This is a genomic window from Pseudomonas sp. G(2018), assembly GCF_005502415.1.
Taxonomy (GTDB): Bacteria; Pseudomonadota; Gammaproteobacteria; order Pseudomonadales; family Pseudomonadaceae; genus Aquipseudomonas.
Genome location: NZ_SCOO01000020.1, coordinates 83,468 through 102,087 on the forward strand (window position 1 = coordinate 83,468; position 18,620 = coordinate 102,087).

Genomic DNA, 18,620 nt, shown 5'->3' on the forward strand with positions numbered 1-18,620 from the left:
GGAGACTGTTGCCGTGAATTTTTCGCGTTTCTTTGTAGACAGACCGATCTTTGCCTCGGTGCTGTCGATCATTATCTTCGTGATCGGGTTGATCAGCATTCCGCTGTTACCGGTCAGTGAGTACCCCGAGGTAGTGCTGCCCAGCGTGCTGGTCAGCGCCAGCTATCCGGGAGCCAACCCCAAGACCATTTCCGCGACCGTGGCCACGCCATTGGAAGAAGCCATTAACGGCGTCGAGGACATGATCTACATGAAATCAGTCGCCGGCAGTGATGGCAGCCTGGCGCTGACCGTGACCTTTGCGCTGGGCACCGATCCCGACCAGGCGCAGGTGCAGGTGCAGAACCGGGTATCCCAGGCGCTGCCGCGCTTGCCCGAAGATGTACGCCAACTGGGTGTAACCACCCAGAAGCAGGTGCCGAATCTGATGATGGCGGTGCACCTGATCTCGCCGGACGACAGCCTGGACGCCACCTATATGCGCAACTACGCGGTACTGCATATCCGTGACGAACTGGCACGCATTCCCGGCGTGGGCCGGGCGGGGCTGAATGGTTCAGGCGATTACGCCATGCGCTTATGGATAGACCCGCAGCGCGCCGCTGCGCTGGGCGTCACTGCGGGCGATATCAGTGCAGCCGTGCGCGAGCAGAACATCCAGGTGTCGGCCGGGCAGATCGGCGCGCCGCCGATGCCGGATGGCTCGGACCTGCTGCTTTCGATCAACGCCCAGGGCCGCCTGGAGACTGTCGAAGAGTTTGGCAATATCGTATTGAAAACCGCTAAGAAAGGCGAAGTCACGCTTCTCAAGGACGTCGCACGCATCGAACTGGCTCCTTCGCAAGATGCCTTGAGGGCATTACTGAACGGCCGTCAGGCGGTAGACATTCCGATCTTCCAGGCCCCGGGCTCCAATTCGCTGGATGTGTCGGCCGCCGTGCGCGCGAAAATGACCGAACTGCAGAAGGATTTCCCGGAAGGCTTAAGCTGGGAAGTGGTCTACGACCCCACCGTATTTGTCAGTACCTCCATCAAGGCGGTGATCATTACCTTGCTTGAAGCGGTCGCGCTGGTGGTGCTGGTGGTGATCCTGTTCCTGCAAACTTGGCGGGCGTCCTTGATTCCGCTGCTGGCGGTGCCGGTATCGATTGTCGGTACTTTTGCGGTGCTACTGATGATGGGCTTTTCGATCAATACGCTGACGCTGTTCGCGATGGTGCTGGCCATCGGTATTGTGGTCGACGATGCCATCGTGGTGGTGGAGAACGTCGAGCGTAATATCGAGGCCGGCCTCGCGCCGCTGGCCGCCGCGCATCAGGCGATGCGTGAAGTCAGCGGGCCGATCGTGGCCATCAGCCTGGTGCTCTGCGCGGTGTTTGTGCCCATGGCATTTCTGGACGGTATTACCGGCCAGTTCTACCGCCAGTTCGCGATGACTATTGCCGTCGCCACGGTTATTTCGGCGATCAACTCGCTGACGCTATCACCCGCTCTGGCGGCGGCTTTGCTGAAACCGCACGGTGCAGCGCCAGATCTGCCGGCTCGCGTCATCAACCGCCTGTTTGGCTGGATATTCCGTCCATTCAATCGGTTCTTCCTGCACTATGCGCAGCGCTACGAGTCGCTGGTTGGACGTAGCCTGAGCCGTCGGGGATTGGTCTTCGGGGTCTATCTCTTGCTGCTCGGTGGTACCGCGTTGATGTTCACCCAGGTGCCTGGCGGTTTTATTCCGACCCAGGACAAGACCTACCTGATCGGCACTATTCGCTTACCCGAAGGGGCATCGCTGGACCGGACCGAAGCGGTTGCCCGGCGAGTCAGCGAAATGGCGCTGAAGACCGAAGGGGTAAAGCACGCTGTGGCCTTGGTTGGTTTCAATGCGCTGCAGGGGGCCAACACGCCTAACGTAGGCACCGTGTTTGTTCTGTTCGAAGATTTCGAAGTGCGCAAGCGTACCGCGCAGGCGATCTCGGATGACCTCAACGCCCAGTTGGGCGGCATCAACGAAGGCTTCGCGATTACCTTTATGCCGCCGCCGGTGTTTGGGCTGGGCGCAGGCGCGGGTTATTCGCTGTATATACAGGATCGGCGCGGCGCCGGTTACGGCGCACTGCAGACTGCGACCAACAAGCTGGCCCAGGCGCTGAGCGAAACGCCCGGCATGTTTTACCCGTTCAGTTCGTACCAGGCCAACGTGCCGCAACTGGATGCCGATGTAGACCGCATGCAGGCCAAGGCCCAAGGGGTGCGGCTGAATGATCTGTTCGCCAGCCTGCAACTGTACTTCGGCTCGCAGTACATCAACGACTTCAATCTGTTCGGCCGCACCTACCGGGTGATGGCCCAGGCGGATGCGCGGTTCCGTGACAACCCCAGTGACCTCGACCACCTTTATACGCGTAACGCGAAAAACGAAATGGTGCCGCTCAACACCATGGTGACGCTGCGCGAGAGTTTTGGGCCCGACCCGGTGATCCGCTACAACGGCTATCCGGCGGCCGACCTGATTGGCCAGTCGAATCCGACCGTACTTTCTTCGGCGCAGACCCTGGCCGCGGTGACGGCCGTGGCGAATAAGGTGTTGCCACCCGGCATGACGCTGGAATGGACTGACCTTAGCTTCCAGCAAGTGACCCAAGGCAATGCAGCGATGGTGGTGTTCCCGCTGGCTTTGCTGCTGGTGTTCCTGGTGCTTGCGGCGCTGTATGAAAGTTGGGTGATGCCGCTGGCGGTGATTCTGATCGTACCCATGTGTCTGCTCGCAGCGCTTTTCGGAGTATGGATGGTCGGTGGCGACAACAACATTTTCGTCCAGGTCGGATTGGTGGTGTTGATGGGGCTGGCATGCAAGAACGCGATCCTGATCGTCGAATTTGCTCGCGAACTGGAAATGCAGGGGCGCGATACCGTCAGCGCAGCACTGGAAGCAAGCCGCCTGCGTCTGCGCCCGATCATCATGACCTCGGTGGCCTTTATCGCTGGTGTCGTGCCGCTGGTGCTGGCGACCGGAGCGGGTGCCGAGGTGCGCAACGCCATGGGCATTACGGTGTTTACCGGAATGATTGGCGTGACGCTATTCGGCTTGCTGTTGACCCCGGTGTTCTATGTTGCCCTGAGGGCGCTGGCCAAGCGCTTTAAGGATAAGCCGGAAACGGCAGATGCAGAATTGCAAGGAGAGGCACATGAGTAAGCTGGCAGGACTCTTTACCATGGCAACGCTGCTCAGTGCCTGCGCAGTGGGTCCGGACTACCAGGTCCCGGAGCCGGTGCAGTTACAACACTTTGCCAACGATCAAGCACCGGCTGACGCCCCAGACACAGCTGTGGCCAGCAACGAGAAGCTTTTCTGGCAGGGGTTTGAAGACCCTCTGCTAGCCAGTTTGATTGAGCAAACTCTGATTGAAAACCAGAGCCTGCAAGCGGCGTTGGCGCGATATCAGGAGGCCGAAGCGCAGCTGCGCGGGTCGCGCCGCGATCAGTTGCCGAGTGTTACGGCAGGCGCCGGTGTTTCCGGGCAACGGCTGGCGGAAGTGGAACGCCCCCTGCTTGATGAGCGAAGTGTGGAGCTGTATCAGGCAGGTGTCGCGCTGAGCTGGGAACTCGACCTGTTCGGGCGACTGCGCCGCGCCACTGAGGCCAGCGAGGCCGAACTGCAGGCGGCGGGAGCCGACCGGCAGACACTGCAGGTAGCGCTTGCCGGCCAGATGGCCAGCAGCTACTTCCAGCTACGCGGCTTACAGCAACAGCTGCGGGTGGCCGAAGAGAATGTCAGTTTGCAGCAGGCATCGCTGGATATTGTTAGCGCGCGATTGGACGCTGGCCGCGGCACCCTTTTTGATCAGGTCCGGGCTCGCGCTCAGTTGGACGCCACCCGAGCGGTGATTCCGAAGTTGAAAGCAGGTATCGGCGCAGAAATGCATCGCATCGGGGTGCTGACCGGGCAAACGCCGACCGCTTTGGTTCCTCTGCTACAGGTCGCTGCAGATCTGCCGGCCAGTCGTCCATCAATAGCAGCAGGTAGCCCCGGTGACGTGCTGCGGCGCCGTCCGGATATTCAGGCTGCCGAACGGCGCTTGGCCGCAGCCAGCGCCCGTATCGGCGTTGCCAGTGCGGACCTGTTCCCGCGCTTTACCCTAGACGGTCTGATAGGTTCGATGGCCGGCAATGGCTCAGACTTGTTTACTGGCGGTGCTAGTACAGGTCGCGTGGCTCTGGGGATTGACTGGAGCTTCCTCGATCGGGCCCAGGTGCAGGCGCGCATCGATGCGGCTGATGCCCAATCCGCCGAGTTGCTGGCCGACTACCGGCAGACAGTGCTACTGGCCTTGGAAGAAACTGAAACCTGGTTGTTGCGTTATCAGCAGGCGCATAAGAGCGCAGCGTTGCTGCAAAGTGCTACCGACGCCGCCACGCAAGCGGTTGCACAGGCACGCGACCGCTATGAGCGGGGCTTTATCGGTTATTACGAACTGCTCGCTGCCGAGCAGGAGCTGACCGCGATGCGTAACAGGCTGGTGCAAAGTGAGACGGAAGTAGTGCTGGCGATGGTGAACGTGTACCGGTCACTGGCTGGAGCTCCGGAATCCCCGGTTACCGGCTAGAAAGCAAACCTCAACTTATTGCAGATACGCAAAAACCGCTCCCTAGAGGAACAATAGGGGACAGATAATCCCGGTCTGACTGATCTGTGTAACTCAAAGGCCCCGTGAGTTTATGTTCACGGGGCCTTTTGCGCATCATGTGGCATTAGACAGACGACCTCCATGCATCCTGCCCAGGTGGTGAAGGGCCACTGCAAGCAAGCCACCATTTTAGGTAGTCAACTTGATGGACAGACAGAGTGGTTGACTAGAAAGCCGTCCACCTTCGTTCGCTTCAATTGCGAGTGACAAATCGCAAGGGATGCTTTCCCTGAAATAGGGGTTGCTGGGAGTACGGTGTTGGTCAGGCGTGCACCACCTTTCGGTGCAACGAACGCGCCCCCGCGTCCAGGGCATACCCCAAGGCGCCGATCAGCAGGACCGTGGCCGACTCTAATCAAGGCGTTAGTGCAAAGACAGGTGACTGCTAAGGGCGATTTCTGCCTGTCGCCACCGTCAGCTATGAGGCTTTTTCAGATGGTGGCGACAGGCAGAAAACGGCCGATTCTGTTGAAAAAGTAGCTCCCCTGTCTGGCCTGCGGCAAAATCTTCGCATCGGCCAGCAGGGAAGCACGCAGCATGATGGGACAGTTATCGAGTGGGCAGGAGCGGCTGTTTTACTCGTTCAACCTTGAAGATCACATCCCCGCCAATCACCTCCTGCGCAGCATTGATCAGTGTCTCGATCTGAGCGACCTGCGCCATTACCTCGCCGATTTCTACAGCCCGATTGGGCGTCCGTCGATTGATCCTGAACTGATGATCCGCATGCTGATCGTGGGCTACTGCTACGGCATTCGCTCAGAGCGGCGGTTGTGCGAAGAGGCTCATTTGAACCTGGCGTATCGCTGGTTCTGCCGGTTAAGCCTTGAAGATGAAGTGCCCAATCACTCGACCTTTTCCAAGAACCGACACGGCCGTTTCCGGGACAGCGATCTGTTTCGCTGGTTGTTCAATGAGGTGCTGCGTCGTTGCATGGACGCAGGCTTGGTCAAAGGTGAAGGCTTTGCCGTGGACGCCAGCATCATCAAAGCGGATGCGAGTCGGCAGCGCGGCGTACCGGGTGACGAACAGGTCAACTGGAGCGATCCGGCCCTGAGCACCCGCGCCGTGCGTGAGTACCTTGAGGCACTCGATGAAGAGGCGTTGGCCGAAACGCTGCCGAAGCGTTTATCACTGACCGATCCTCAGGCCCGCTGGACAGCTGCTCCAGGCGGCCCAGCGTTCTACGCTTACTCCACGAATTATCTGATCGATACCGAGCACGGCGTCATCGTGGATGTGGAACCCACACCGGCTCATCGCACGGCCGAGGTCGAGAGCACCAAGATCATGATCGACCGGGTCGAGGCGCAGTTCGACATCAAGCCGGAACGCCTTATTGGCGACACCGCTTACGGAACCGCGCCGATGCTGGCCTGGATAGTGGAGGAAAAAGACATCGAGCCGCATGTGCCGGTGTGGGACAAAACCGAGCGCAAGAACAACAGTTTCTCGAGCAACGATTTCCATTGGAATGAAGAGGCTGAGGAATACCTCTGCCCGGCAGGCAACGCATTACGCAGCGAATGGCGAGCCTTCAAGAACGAGCGCTCGCACGTCACGAAAGCCAACACCATCATCTTCCGATCTCGGCAGACCGACTGCGTTGCCTGTCCGATGAAAGCCAAGTGCTGCCCGAATACCGCGTTCCGCAAGATCGCTCGCAGCGTCCATGAAGCCGCTCGTGATGTGGCACGGCGCATCGCAGCGACGGCGCAGTACGTGCGCTCTCGCCACGAACGTAAAAAGGTCGAAATGTTGTTTGCCCACCTCAAGCGCATCCTGAAACTGGATCGTTTGCGACTACGTGGCATGAGTGGCGCGACTGATGAATTCACACTGGCCGCCGCGGTGCAGAACCTGCGCCGGCTGGCCAAATTTACCTCTCAAGGGCCACCGGTCACGGGATAGGTGCGTCTGCACTAAGCAAAAAACCTCAAACCAACCCACTAACAGAGCAGCAAAGGTCAACGAAGGGTCGAAAAACCACTCAATGTGGTGGGTCGGTTCTCCGCTGATGGCCGTGCCTGAGTTCAGGCGAACTGAAAATCCGACTTTTTCAACAGAATCGGCCAGAAGCGGTCGTTCGAAAGCGTTTATGGAAGCAGGACCGATTCGCCCGCCTTTAAAAGCAGCGAAAAATAAACGGAGGCTGTCAGGGTGCTTCGGACATCCGCCGCACTGGTCGCGGCTCGAGGTCCATAGTTGATCAAATACAGCCAAGGCCTAGGAGGTCTGCGATAATGACGACCTCAGTGGCGCGATGGCATATGGAAGGTTCGTGCCAGCATTCGGCATTCGGGTTTGGAGGACTCTATGCGTGACATTATTGATGGCTTTCTACGCTTTCAGCGCGAGGTTTATCCGCAACGCGTCGAGCTATTTAGGCAGCTCGCGACGACACAAAATCCGAAGGCGTTGTTCGTCACCTGCTCGGACAGTCGTGTTGTGCCTGAACTCCTAACACAGCGCGAACCGGGCGAGCTATTCGTGATTCGCAACGCCGGTAACATTGTGCCGTCGTATGGTCCCGAACCAGGCGGCGTCTCGGCTACCGTCGAATATGCGGTCGCAGTGCTGGGCGTACAGGACATCGTGATCTGCGGCCACTCGGACTGCGGAGCAATGGGCGCGATTTCACGCTGCACGTGTCTAGACCATCTTCCAGCGGTCGCTAACTGGCTACGTCACTCGGACGCCGCGAAAGCAATCAACGCGGCGCATGAGTTCGACACGCCTCGCGCGAAGCTCGACGGCCTCGTGCGCGAAAACGTGATCGCGCAACTGGCGAATCTGCGTACGCACCCATCGGTGGCACTCGCACTCGAGCAGGGGCGCTTGAATCTGCACGGCTGGGTCTACGACATCGAGGCGGGTTGCATCGATGCGCTTGATGGCGCGACACGACAATTCGTTTCTCTTGCTGATTCGCCGACCACCGTCGCGATCGCTGCCCGCAATGGCAAACAGATGTAATGGCGACATACGAGTGAGGTGGGTCGCATTACTTCCGGAATATTTTCGCCCCAGCTAAAGTCAGCGAAACCGCATTGTCACTATCGGGCAAGTTTCGGATTGGATCAGCTGACTGTTTCTACCCAAAGCCGCCTGACATCACAGTCGGCTTTGGGTCGTTATTTGTAGGTTATGTTCACGATTCTTGCTGATCAAATCCGATGCAATTGACTGGTATCCGTGTCGTCTTCATACAGTCTGCCACGCGGCTAAGCGTCTGCCGCACACTTAGTTAACAAGCGTATACAGCAACGACAGCAGTTAAGACGAAAGGTAATATTGCAACCAGCATAAAAAAAACAATCCGCAGATCAAAGTTTCTTAGGCAAAAGTTCCGCAGGCCATTCGCCTTCATGACTGAATGCCTCCAAACACAAAGTCCGGTTGTCATCGGGCCAGCAGACAAAAACGCCCTGTTGCCTCAGCGAAGCATGATCGAATATCCAGCAACGCTCCTTGATCTTATCTGCCCATCGCCCTTCTAACGAACACTGAATGATCGAGTAAAGCCCGCGTTGGTTTTCTCGCGCGCAATCACTCGAAACATTGGATTATCACTCTTTGCCGAAGCCGAGCCTATTTCCTCACCGGCAAACAGGTTAGAGAGCGCAAAAATCTCAATCTGGTCGAGGCGCATAGGAATCAGTTCGTTCAGTCAGCACGCATGCGCTACTTGGCCGAAAAACAGACGACGTCAAGATTTGTCTCCAAAACCGTAAGCCCGGGCGATCAGATCGGCCACTTCATCACGGCGTACGGTCGACGCTTTGCTCGACTCGGGCACCACCTTTGTGAAGCGACCTTGAGCAGCCAAGACCTTGGCGGCTTCAAGCCACTCTTCCCGGGTAACCGGTTTGTTCGCTTCGAACGCCGGTCCACTTTTCATCCAGCCATTGGAAACCACAATCTCGGCTTGATCAAACAAAGGGGAATCCGCTGGCAAGTCAGTGAAGACTATTCTTTTGTCGACCTTCACCTCACCGGCCAACGTCATTTGCAAGGTGTTGGCTAACTCTCCTCGGGTAATTGCACGGGCCGGCTCAAAGGCATTGGCCTCGTTACACGTCATCATCCCGCGGAAAACCACCGCACGCACTGCATCGGATGCTTGATTGGCCGGGATGTCGGCGGGCACGCTTTTTTGCGCTGGTCTCAATCTCGCGTCAACCGGCGTAACGTCCAGACTCACGCCCTGTGCGGTGTAGTTGGTCAATGAGTCATAAGTCTTGCTGTGTGCAACAAAACCTGGGGCTTTGGTGAAATCAAACCGGTACCCGTAATGGTACCCATTGGCAGGATTGTACCGGGTCATCAATCCCGTCTGACGACTAGCGGTGTTGTCCGCCAGACCATACAGCACCGCCCGGCGCATTGCCGCCACTGCCGATAGGTCTGTAATCAGCTGGTTACCCACCAGATACTCATCGCCCGGCTTGATGACCTCCTTGCCTTCAGCCGGTAAGACTGCATTTGTCGAAAGGTTGTAATGATCGCCGTTGCCCAGCATCGCGAGCTGCACGTTATGCAGTTCAGTTCCGTAGACCCCGAACTGCCTAGTCGCATGGCTGGCATCCATCACCGTCAAATAACCTTCGCCAATAACCTCGATCTGACCGTCAGGCTTTACCCACATGGCGGTGTTGGTATCCAACCCGAAACCCTTGTCACCCGGGTTGCCTGCCAGATAACTGGCCATGCGCGCGGTTCGCCCGGTACTGGTCTCTTCGAGCTGATCCAGGTGCTGATCGATTATCCCGGCCTTGAACAAGCCAGACCCTTTGAGCAATGCCGCACCACGCTGCCCGGCTGACTTTGCTACACCGAAGTCCAGCGTGTCCATGACAATCCCATAAGCCGTCGGCATCTGTGCGCCGAGAATACTCGCCCCCGCGCTCGTGCCACCGATTACTCCGCCCTGCTCATACACTTTGCGCACGGCTTGCATCGCCAGCGAATCACTCCCATCGGCGTTGAACAATGCTTTGGCAATTCGCGCTTGATCGCCGCCAACAAACCATACGGCGCTTGCCTCAGTGATCGGTTTGACAGCCTCGGGATCATTCATGGTTTGTGCGTAATTCTTGCTGTCGATCGACGCAATCGTGACGTGAGAAGCCGGCACACCCAACGCCACCAGCTCGGCTTGGAATCGCTTACTTGAACCCAGGCTGCCACTGGCGGTGGGGAAAATTACAATCCTCGCCGCACCAGACCCGCCCGCCAGATCCACGAATTTGTGATACACGGGCAAATTGCTGGCTCTCAGCATGCCCCCTACCGCCAGTAAATGGCCATCCGCGAGCACCGACGTCGCTGAAGAAGCGATAGCCAACGCGACCAACACCCTGCCCTTTCTCACTTTGCTCATCCGCATTTGCTCTTTTTGTGGGGAGAACATCACTGGCTTCACAGCCGATCCTGACGGCGTCGATCTGAAAATTTTTCTATCAGACTCACTCCAAGTGAAAGCTTATACGCCGCATATTTTGACTGATCAAGACCTCTGATCTGAGCTAAAAAATTCGAATTCTCGTAAAAATTAAATTTTCACCGTTATTTTTCAATTAGTTAAACGATAGTCGTAAATGACTTTTCGCCTAGCCACATTGGATTAATAATTTTCTTATTTTACATTCAGTGAAAATAATCGTTTCATTGGTGGCGTGACGAATACCGATCCCAAGCAAACGCCATACGCGCTCGTCGACCCGTTCCTCTCTCTGATACCCGCTATAAGGAGTAATAAAATGAAAACAATCACACTTCTCGGCGCCGTGGCGCTGACCGCCATGAGCGCATTCGCGACGGCAGAAGAACAGACACTGCGCATCGGTATCGAAGCGGCCTATCCACCCTTCGCATCCAAGACAGCAGACGGCGCAATCACCGGTTTCGACTACGACATCGGCAATGCGCTGTGCGAGAAAATGGCGGTCAAATGTGTATGGACTGAACAGCAGTTCGACGGATTGATCCCGTCGCTCAAGGTACGCAAGATCGACGCGATCCTCTCCTCCATGTCGATCACTCCCGATCGGCTTAAATCGGTCGACTTCAGCAAAAGGTACTACCACACTCCCGGCAAACTGGCGATGAAGGCCGGTACCGTCGTCAACGACCCGCTGGTTGACCTCAAAGGCAAGCGGGTGGGCGTTCAGCGCGCCTCTACCTACGATCGCTATGCCAGTGACAAATTCGCCGCGGCGGGTATTGAAGTCGTGCGCTATGGCTCCCAGGGTGAAGCGTTTCTTGACCTGGCGTCTGGACGCCTGGACGCCACCCTTGCCGACATCGTCAATATCGATGAAGGCTTCATCAAAACCGACGCAGGCAAGGGTTTCGCGTTGGTAGGCCCGGACTTCACCGATAACAAATACTTCGGCAATGGGGCGGGTATTGCGGTACGTAAAGGCGATTCCGCAACCGCTGAAAAACTCAATGCCGCCATCGACGCCGTTCGCGCAGACGGGACTTACCAGAAGATTCAAAGCAAGTACTTCAACTACGACATCTACGGCGGCTGATCACTTGCGCAGGAGTCGTGTTTTAGCGACTCCTGCTTGCCTTCTTCAGGAACTCTTCATGCAACACATTGAGCACTTGCTGCCCTGGGGCAGCCCGGGTATCGAACGACGTCTGTCGGTTTTCCGTTTTGGTAGTGGTCCTCGCAAAGCCTACATTCAGGCCTCGCTGCACGCGGATGAATTGCCAGGCATGCGCGTAGCGGTCGAGCTGAAAAAGCGTCTGCGCGAGCTGGAGCAAGAAGGTCGGCTGAACGCGACGATTGAACTGGTTCCGGTGGCCAATCCCATCGGGTTATCCCAGATGTTTCAAGCCACTCATCAGGGGCGATTCGACTTTGCCAGCGGCAAGAATTTCAATCGGGATTTCCCGTCACTCGGCGAACCCGTGGCTGCCCGGGTGACCGGACGCCTGAACGGCAAGGCCAGGGATAATGTGGCGGTCATCAGAGCAGCCATGCACGAAGTGCTAAACGAGCTGCCCCCAGCGAACTCGACGCTGGAAGGGTTGCAACGCCTGTTACTGACTCACGCCTGTGATGCGGATGTGGTGCTCGATCTGCATTGCGACTTTGAGTCCATTCTTCTGCTTTACAGCCTGCCACAGCTTTGGGACTCACTCGAGCCCTTGGCAAACCGCCTCGGCGCCGGCGCGGCGTTACTGGCCAAAGCGGCCGGTGGCGATTCCTTTGACGAAGCATGCTCCACCCCCTGGCTCCAGTTGGCCAGGCAATTTCCAGACGCATCCATTCCGCTGGCTTGCATGGCGACGACCATAGAACTGGGGGGTATGGCGGACACCGGTCACCTCGCTGCCCAAGCTCATGCAGAAGTCATTCTGGCGTACCTGGGTGACCTGAAGATGATCAGCGGCGACTGGCCAAAAATGCCACCCTCGTACTGTGAAGCCACGCCTTTTGCAGGGGCGCAGTATGCTTATGCACCCCACGCGGGAGTCGTTTCATTCCTGGAACCATTAGGTGCGCGGGTCAACAAAGGTGACGCGCTATTTGAAGTTTTCGATCCAATCACTGACCGTCATACACGTGTTTGCGCTACCACCAACGGCGTGCTCTATGCCCGTGAGCGCCTGCGGTTTGCTCAGCCCGGCCTTTGGCTGGCCAAGGTCACCGGTAGCGACCCCATTCGTCATGGGCGCCTCTTGACCGATTAAGGCAACACCTCCCGTGAATCCGCTCGCTTCAGATACACTGGTGCAACTGATCGACAGGCCGGCCCACCCTATGCTCCAACCTCCTCGCAATGCCACCGTGTATACAGCCCCCATCATGCGCAACCTCGCCGAGGCCGCACCGGATTTACAACCTTCGCTGCGTAAGGTGGCTGACTTTATCCTGCGTCATCCACTCAAGGCAGCGACGCTGACCATCGAAGAACTGGCCCAGGAGTCTCTGACCTCACCGGCAGCGGTCAATCGCCTTGCGCGCGCCATAGGCCTTAAGGGCTATACGCAATTGAAGGTCGAACTGGTTGCGACCTTGCAAGACATGGTTTCGCCTGTCGACAAATTGCGCAATGAGATGGCCCATCGGCCCTCGGGCGAGTTCGGCTTGACCGAACAACTTCAACTCGCAACCAGTAATCTGAGCACGACCAACACAAACAACCCGACAGCAGTATTCGAGGTCTTCGTCAGTTCTCTTATCAATGCTCGGAAAATTTATATCCTAGGCTTTGGAAACAGCGCTTATATGGCGGGGCTTGCTGCCGCTAACTTCATTCCATTTATCGCTGATGCCCAAGCAATCAGCATGGAAGGTGGTAACGAGAATGCTGCTTATCGACTAGCGTCTATCACGTCGTCAGACGTACTACTAGCGATCTCGCTGCCCCGTTATTCCCAAGACACGCTCCAATTGGCGAAATTTGCTAAAGAACGCGGTGCGTCGGTGCTTGCTATCACCGATACACCGGCTTCGCCTCTGACCAATATTGCTCATCACACTCTATTCGCTGCTGCGAACCATCCGGTCTTGATTAGTTCAAATTCGTCCGTTCTAGCACTAATTGAAGGACTAGTAGCTGCTGTAATGACTCGCAATAGGGAAGCAGTCAAGTTATCGGCTGAGCTAACCGAAAGTGTACTTTCCTATTTACACATCTCTACAAACAAAAAACCAAACATCAAAAAACGACGACTTGCACGCTGAAATTCGAAAGCGGATAAATTAAGCGACATTCGATATTTTTGGCTTTGATCAAAACACGAGTAATTCAGGCCAAATATAGGCCACCCCGAGCCAAACATTTAAAATACAAACAACCAACAAACAACCTCAGCAAAGATAAACAAAGGAGCCTATACCCCTCTTTGGTATAGGCATCTTGAAAAAACCACAACACAGAGTAATTTTATAAAAACCTAAAATATTATTGAGCACTGAAACATTAAAGTAGCCCATTGCTTTAGCGCAACCCTCATAGAATGATCACTGGCACTTTCGACGGTTGCACCCGTCAAAATTATATATGTCTTTAGAGAGTTCTTTCACGTTGTCGCAAACCTGCTCCTCTGGTGATAGATACACGCCTTCAGACTCAACTATTCAGCAGTTGCGCTTACCTAACTACACGTTGGTAAACAGTCCCCTGAGACGATTTCTCAGGGTTGTCAGAAAAAACGCGTGCTAACAGCTTCTTTTCGGACAATGCAGCTCATGCGCCAAAAACTGCATACCCTCACCACAACCCGCGAAGCCATCCGAAGGAGACAGGATTTGTCTCATGCGAAGAGGATCTAGCCCCGACTAGGTACTCCTGAGCCGGCCAACCAGGAAATAGTTGTACAAAAAAATTGACTTGTACAGCACGCCTTCTATTCTTTAAAAAAGCTATACAAGAGACATTTCTCTGTACAAGAAAAGCGGAGAGAGGCTCATGATCGACACAAAAAGTACCAGCAAAATCGAGATCAGCACCTCGTCCACGCAATGTGATCCATCTGGCAGAGCGAAATCCCAAGATAGGTGTTCAACCTATCCGGACGACACCTGCGTACGCTGAATTCGCCCATGAACCAGCCGGCAACGGAGACCCAGGGCTTTCGGTGACAGCACTCAACTGAAGCAGATCGCTGAACAGGCCAGGGCTTTCGGTGACAGCGCTCAACTGAAGCAGATCGCTGAACAGGCCAGGGCTTTCGGTGACAGCACTCAACTGAAGCTGATCGTCGAACAGGCTAAGGCTTGGAGTAACAACTTTCATTTGAGCCTATTCGCTCAACAGACGCTACCTGCAAGTCTGACTTTCGACGCTCTGGTAAGCGAGCTTGTCGCTCGCTCTACTAAGAGTGGAGAGGTACACAGATCAGCGGACAGACCAGACCAAGTTGTTGCTAGTACTGAAGATGCGGTGTCGACTGTGGACTTATTCACCGTCGAAATTTATCCCGACTCTAGTGCACGGCCAATAATTTCTGAAATCCCTACTTGGCTACTATATCTATGGCTGATTTGCATCGCGCCGACGCTGGCTGTGCTGACTGATTGGGAGGCCATACGAACGGGCTTGGTAGATATCAATGCACGCATCCCGCCAACGCATTCTTTCGCCGACCTAAGGCGCTTCATAAGCTCCAACCTCGCTGGCAAGCCCGGAGATGTTCGTCTTGTCATAGGTTCTAACGTTCGGCTGAGGGTAGCGCCCGGAATGAAATCGGATTTGATTTTAACCCTACCCAAATATGCTCCTGTAGTTGTCTTAGGAAAGGAAGACCGCACTTGGCTCTACGTTACATATGAGCATGAAGGCTTTCTAATAAAGGGGTATGTTTCTACTAAGTTTCTAAAAAAAATCAGGAAGTAGATCGAGGTTCAGGGGCAGTATGTGGTCGCTCTTGGCCGAAAGCTGTCAGTTTTCGAACAGAAATTTTCGACGCCCTTGACCCCACCATATGGCACCTACTGATCTGGCGGGGGAAGGGTTTAGGGCAAAATTAGGGCATATTCAGGGCCTTTACTGGCCGTTGTCGGCCATGTCCGCACGGGGAAATCCCCCCTATTCGATGGCCTAGAGCGGTCCTGATGAGGGCTTGAAGGGGTTCGAATCCCTATCCAAATGCCGACGGACGGCGCAGGCTGTAGGAGGTCTGCTCAACGGCGGTGTTAGTCAACGCATTGTCAGACTTCTACAGAGAACAAGAATGGAAACTCTGATTGGCTACCATTCTTTAATTTCTTGAAGAGAGTATTAGCTTGGTCTCCTACACCTTCCTCATGAGTTGCTAAGTCTAAATAATAATTACTATTTTCGTATTTGGCATATATTAGCCAATCGCCAGTTAGACCTCTTTCAGCGCGGTCGGTGAGTCCGCCAATGACGAGTTGGTGAGCTAGATAGCCTGGCCAAGAATTTTGATCTTCGCCATATTGAATGACAACATCATTAATCATTTTGTCCAAATCTCGATTACCGCCGTTAAGCATATTCCATCGAATGCCAACGTTTTTTATTAAATGTTGTGCAGAGAAAAAATGCTTATGCCAAAAAGGGAAGAGTGGTGGTTTTTTGAATTGAGCCTCTGATTTCGTTCGTGAGGCTTTCGTTATGCCTTCTAGATAATCAATTTCATCAAGAACGGCAAAAGGGTTAAATCTTGGATCTGATGAATTTAGAAGCCGACATGCTAGAGCAATACTAATTCGATCGGTATAGGGTTTGCCTCGAGTTGCCTCAGCCTTTAGACGGCTTATCTGCTCCTTATCAAGGCTAACTTTCACGAGCTCTGGAACGGTCATATGAGTAACCTAACGATTAAGCTGAGGGGCGAGGGTGTTCAGTTACGGCATGCGGTCCGGGTCACTCCGGTGTAAGAAGGACCGCGAGTGTCATCTTGATAAACTCTTCGTTCTTGTCAATCGTCTGCAGTGCGCCGCGTACGTTTCCACCAACTTCAGTCGCTCCTCGCTGCTCGACCCAAAGCGTAAGCTCCATGATGGCAGCCTCAAGGGCGAGTTGGTTTTCGTTGATCTTGAACGGCAGTGAAGGGAGCAGGTCTGAATTTCGCATCGCGAATCCTCCGTGAAGGATTCAGCGTAGCAGTCGAATGATGAGAGGGTGACTTACTACAGCCTTTTCCCAGGCAAGGTCGACTCCCCAACGCGACAAACAAAGAACCGGTAGTGCCCGTGTCGGGTCTGTGTGAAAGCCTGCTTAAAAATTGCTACAAAGATGAAAAGATAAAGCAAGGTGGGCTAGGCCGGTCGGGGCTACGGTGGAGTCCGTCCTACCATTCCGCGATCTTGCTGACTCACTCTATCTACGTCTACCTGAATCGCGTTCAGTCCAGCAACCGGCTTCAGCGTGAGACCCAGCGCAACCTGGGGTTGATGTGCTGACTACTTCAAATCTTCCGCAGAAGAAAGCTATGCTAAGTTTATTCGATTTCGGCGGTAAATCAGCAGGAGCTTTCATTATGAGTGAGGATTCTTCTACCGTAACCATTCTCGCAAGCATCCTCGGAGCGGGCATCGGTGCCATGTGCGCTCAATTTTTGGCAAGAATGAGAGGTGGATTAATTAAGATTGCCCAGGCATCGGACAAAAATAATACAACAATAGTGAGCAGCAGTTTGTTGAGCGAAGTTGATTTTCGCGAATGGATGCTTGAGAGCTTAAACTTCGAGCAAGACAGATTGTTGGTGTTTAAGCATGCCGATACAATTTGGCCAGCTTTTCGAGTGTGGACGAAAAAAGATATTGAACAAGATGCAATGGCAGTTGGAGTTTACTATGCGGTTTTAAATTTAAATGTTCATTTCGCAAACATCGGCAACAGCCCGACTATAATGTTGAGCCTTAAAAAAATCAGCTCATCACTGGATCACATCGCCATCATTGAAGTCGCGCCAATTGATTGTAAATTCCCGATACCTCTAAAAGAAGGTGAGGTATTCCATGTTCAGTTGTCCATTACGCTAGAGGCCATAAACAAAGGAGTGCGGGAGGCGCATGAACTTTTCCAGGCACTAAATGACGGGTTTCATTTGACATTGAGCGTGCAATGGCTATCCATTAGCGCCCTAATAATACGAAAAGTAAAACCGATCATAAAAAAAGAGGATGTATTTGTTTCGCTTGAAACCACCCAAGAGAATATGATTAGCCCGGGTGAGTTTAAATTTGCCATGGCGAATTTTGATGAAATACAAGATGCAATAAATAAAGACTTGCGTGACCAATTGAAAAAAACAAAAAATAAAAACATTACAAAAATGGCGCGGCCATCCACCGACAAATCTGATCAGGCACTGATCGAACTACAACGGTTCGCTTACACAGAGGAAATAAGCTGCTTGCCCGCAAAGAATGATGAATTCATCATATTGCAACGGAATGATGACGCAAGGTATAGCTGGAGTATGACTGTAGCTCGCATCGATAGCGAAACAATTTATTGTATGTCTTTTATCACCCAGGAAATTTTAGAGTATCACGGATTAGATGGATTGATCGAGCTAGTTGAGATCGACGAAAAAATAAAGCAATATAATAACTTCGGTTATTACCAAGGATTCCTATCGTCCTTAGAAAAAATCGAAATTGTAAAGAGAGTGATAATGATCCTGGAAATTGAAAATACACCATAACGTATCGGTTTATCCCGCAGTAGTACCAGGGGGTAGAAAAAGCGTAATGAAGCCTGGGTTATATGTTCCCGGTCGACCTTTCAATCCTTGTCTAGCTTAGGGCTGGTCGCGGCAAGCGTGACACCGGCCAGAGAAACACGGCAAGGGCGACGGTAAGCCCCGTGCCCTTCTAGATTCGAAAGCAACATCGGTGGCACAACCTATTGCCATCAATGTGTCCAACGTTCTCTTCTGACCGACTGCAGCCCTTCAATCGAATGCCCGCTTCTGGCCGATTTCTGCCTGTCATCAAGGGCTGCACCCGATCCGATACGGTTTCACACCGCCGGCAACTCCTTTTCAATCGCAAGCGTGCTCAGTGGTCGAACACAGCTAGCCCCTTCACGACAGGGCACATCACGCAAGACTACGACTTAGTTAGGTTAAACATTGTGCGATTTACCTCTAGCGGATTGATCACACAAACATTCGTTGTTTACCCTCGCGTCGACTCCCGATAGACTTTACGCAGGGTGACTACAGGGGTCCTAATTTTATCAACTGCATCGACCGCATCTAAGCCGCTCGCGCAGCTTCCTGATTTTTTTCGCTGCCCACTCTCTCGCCACCCTGATGACAGAAACTGGACTTGCCCCTACAAAACCGGACACCAACTCCCTGTTAAATTGATGCTGCTGCCAAGCGCCTGAATTCCCTCGGCGAGCGATAGTTCAAAGCGCTGTGCGGATGCTGCTCGTTGTAGTGTTCGAAGGCAATTGCCAGGTTGCGTAAGGCCGTTTCTCGATCCGGCTTGGG

At 54.1% G+C, this 18,620-nt stretch carries 13 protein-coding genes; 9 read left to right on the forward strand and 4 right to left on the reverse strand.

Annotated elements, in window-relative coordinates; all coding sequences use genetic code 11:
• Window positions 1-13: 13 nt before the first annotated feature.
• From FFS64_RS19130 to FFS64_RS19145, 4 genes are all read left to right on the forward strand, one after another.
• On the forward strand, window positions 14-3,190 hold the full coding sequence (locus FFS64_RS19130) for an efflux RND transporter permease subunit (protein ID WP_137806708.1): 3,177 nt from the start codon (window positions 14-16) through the stop codon (window positions 3,188-3,190).
• Window positions 3,183-4,601 carry an efflux transporter outer membrane subunit gene (locus tag FFS64_RS19135; RefSeq protein ID WP_137806709.1) on the forward strand — a complete coding sequence of 473 codons (1,419 nt, stop codon included), beginning with the start codon at window positions 3,183-3,185 and terminating at the stop codon, window positions 4,599-4,601. The genes FFS64_RS19130 and FFS64_RS19135 overlap by 8 nt, the downstream gene beginning before the upstream one ends.
• A gap of 618 nt (window positions 4,602-5,219) precedes the next feature.
• A complete protein-coding gene (locus FFS64_RS19140; RefSeq protein WP_137806710.1) occupies window positions 5,220-6,593 on the forward strand; it encodes a transposase in 1,374 nt (457 codons plus the stop codon).
• Window positions 6,594-6,998: 405 nt separating this feature from the next.
• Window positions 6,999-7,658, forward strand: coding sequence for a carbonic anhydrase (locus FFS64_RS19145; RefSeq protein WP_137806711.1), 660 nt, complete (start codon window positions 6,999-7,001; stop codon window positions 7,656-7,658).
• A 733-nt stretch (window positions 7,659-8,391) separates the two neighbouring features.
• Here FFS64_RS19145 and FFS64_RS19150 read toward each other — a convergent pair.
• Window positions 8,392-10,107: a cyanophycinase gene (locus tag FFS64_RS19150; protein ID WP_256660492.1), complete on the reverse strand. Its 1,716-nt coding sequence runs from the start codon at window positions 10,105-10,107 to the stop codon at window positions 8,392-8,394.
• Window positions 10,108-10,444: 337 nt separating this feature from the next.
• Here FFS64_RS19150 and FFS64_RS19155 point away from each other — a divergent pair, with 337 nt between their 5' ends.
• The 4 genes from FFS64_RS19155 to FFS64_RS32230 all read left to right on the forward strand — a co-directional run bounded on the left by FFS64_RS19155 (window position 10,445) and on the right by FFS64_RS32230 (window position 15,043).
• Window positions 10,445-11,221 carry an ABC transporter substrate-binding protein gene (locus FFS64_RS19155; RefSeq protein WP_137806712.1) on the forward strand — a complete coding sequence of 259 codons (777 nt, stop codon included), beginning with the start codon at window positions 10,445-10,447 and terminating at the stop codon, window positions 11,219-11,221.
• Window positions 11,222-11,279: 58 nt separating this feature from the next.
• The gene (locus FFS64_RS19160; RefSeq protein ID WP_137806720.1) at window positions 11,280-12,392 is read left to right on the forward strand and encodes a succinylglutamate desuccinylase/aspartoacylase family protein; all 1,113 of its coding nucleotides are present in this window, start codon (window positions 11,280-11,282) and stop codon (window positions 12,390-12,392) included.
• 70 nt (window positions 12,393-12,462) lie between these two features.
• The gene (locus tag FFS64_RS19165; RefSeq protein WP_137806721.1) at window positions 12,463-13,389 is read left to right on the forward strand and encodes a MurR/RpiR family transcriptional regulator; all 927 of its coding nucleotides are present in this window, start codon (window positions 12,463-12,465) and stop codon (window positions 13,387-13,389) included.
• Window positions 13,390-14,713: 1,324 nt separating this feature from the next.
• Window positions 14,714-15,043: an SH3 domain-containing protein gene (locus FFS64_RS32230; RefSeq protein WP_372242177.1), complete on the forward strand. Its 330-nt coding sequence runs from the start codon at window positions 14,714-14,716 to the stop codon at window positions 15,041-15,043.
• A gap of 314 nt (window positions 15,044-15,357) precedes the next feature.
• Here the strand turns inward: FFS64_RS32230 and FFS64_RS19170 are convergent, their stop codons facing one another.
• Together FFS64_RS19170 and FFS64_RS19175 are read right to left on the reverse strand one after the other, a co-directional pair.
• The gene (locus FFS64_RS19170; protein ID WP_137806713.1) at window positions 15,358-15,975 is read right to left on the reverse strand and encodes a hypothetical protein; all 618 of its coding nucleotides are present in this window, start codon (window positions 15,973-15,975) and stop codon (window positions 15,358-15,360) included.
• A 61-nt stretch (window positions 15,976-16,036) separates the two neighbouring features.
• Complete coding sequence (locus tag FFS64_RS19175) at window positions 16,037-16,246, reverse strand: hypothetical protein (protein WP_137806714.1); 210 nt, start codon at window positions 16,244-16,246, stop codon at window positions 16,037-16,039.
• A 322-nt stretch (window positions 16,247-16,568) separates the two neighbouring features.
• Here FFS64_RS19175 and FFS64_RS19185 point away from each other — a divergent pair, with 322 nt between their 5' ends.
• On the forward strand, window positions 16,569-17,825 hold the full coding sequence (locus tag FFS64_RS19185) for a hypothetical protein (RefSeq protein WP_137806716.1): 1,257 nt from the start codon (window positions 16,569-16,571) through the stop codon (window positions 17,823-17,825).
• Between the two features lie 660 nt (window positions 17,826-18,485).
• Here FFS64_RS19185 and FFS64_RS19195 read toward each other — a convergent pair.
• Window positions 18,486-18,620, reverse strand: a 135-nt coding sequence (locus tag FFS64_RS19195; protein WP_171017041.1) for an integrase core domain-containing protein, incomplete at its 5' end; no start/stop codon positions are given.

What these genes read in the sequence shown, in the direction of transcription:
- FFS64_RS19135 (WP_137806709.1), top strand. Translation starts at nt 3,183, where the DNA reads ATGAGTAAGCTGGCAGGACTCTTTACCATGGCAACGCTGCTCAGTGCC.
- FFS64_RS19140 (WP_137806710.1), top strand. Translation starts at nt 5,220, where the DNA reads ATGATGGGACAGTTATCGAGTGGGCAGGAGCGGCTGTTTTACTCGTTC.
- FFS64_RS19145 (WP_137806711.1), top strand. Translation starts at nt 6,999, where the DNA reads ATGCGTGACATTATTGATGGCTTTCTACGCTTTCAGCGCGAGGTTTAT.
- FFS64_RS19155 (WP_137806712.1), top strand. Translation starts at nt 10,445, where the DNA reads ATGAAAACAATCACACTTCTCGGCGCCGTGGCGCTGACCGCCATGAGC.
- FFS64_RS19160 (WP_137806720.1), top strand. Translation starts at nt 11,280, where the DNA reads ATGCAACACATTGAGCACTTGCTGCCCTGGGGCAGCCCGGGTATCGAA.
- FFS64_RS19165 (WP_137806721.1), top strand. Translation starts at nt 12,463, where the DNA reads ATGCTCCAACCTCCTCGCAATGCCACCGTGTATACAGCCCCCATCATG.
- FFS64_RS19170 (WP_137806713.1), bottom strand. Translation starts at nt 15,975, where the DNA reads ATGACCGTTCCAGAGCTCGTGAAAGTTAGCCTTGATAAGGAGCAGATA.
- FFS64_RS19175 (WP_137806714.1), bottom strand. Translation starts at nt 16,246, where the DNA reads ATGCGAAATTCAGACCTGCTCCCTTCACTGCCGTTCAAGATCAACGAA.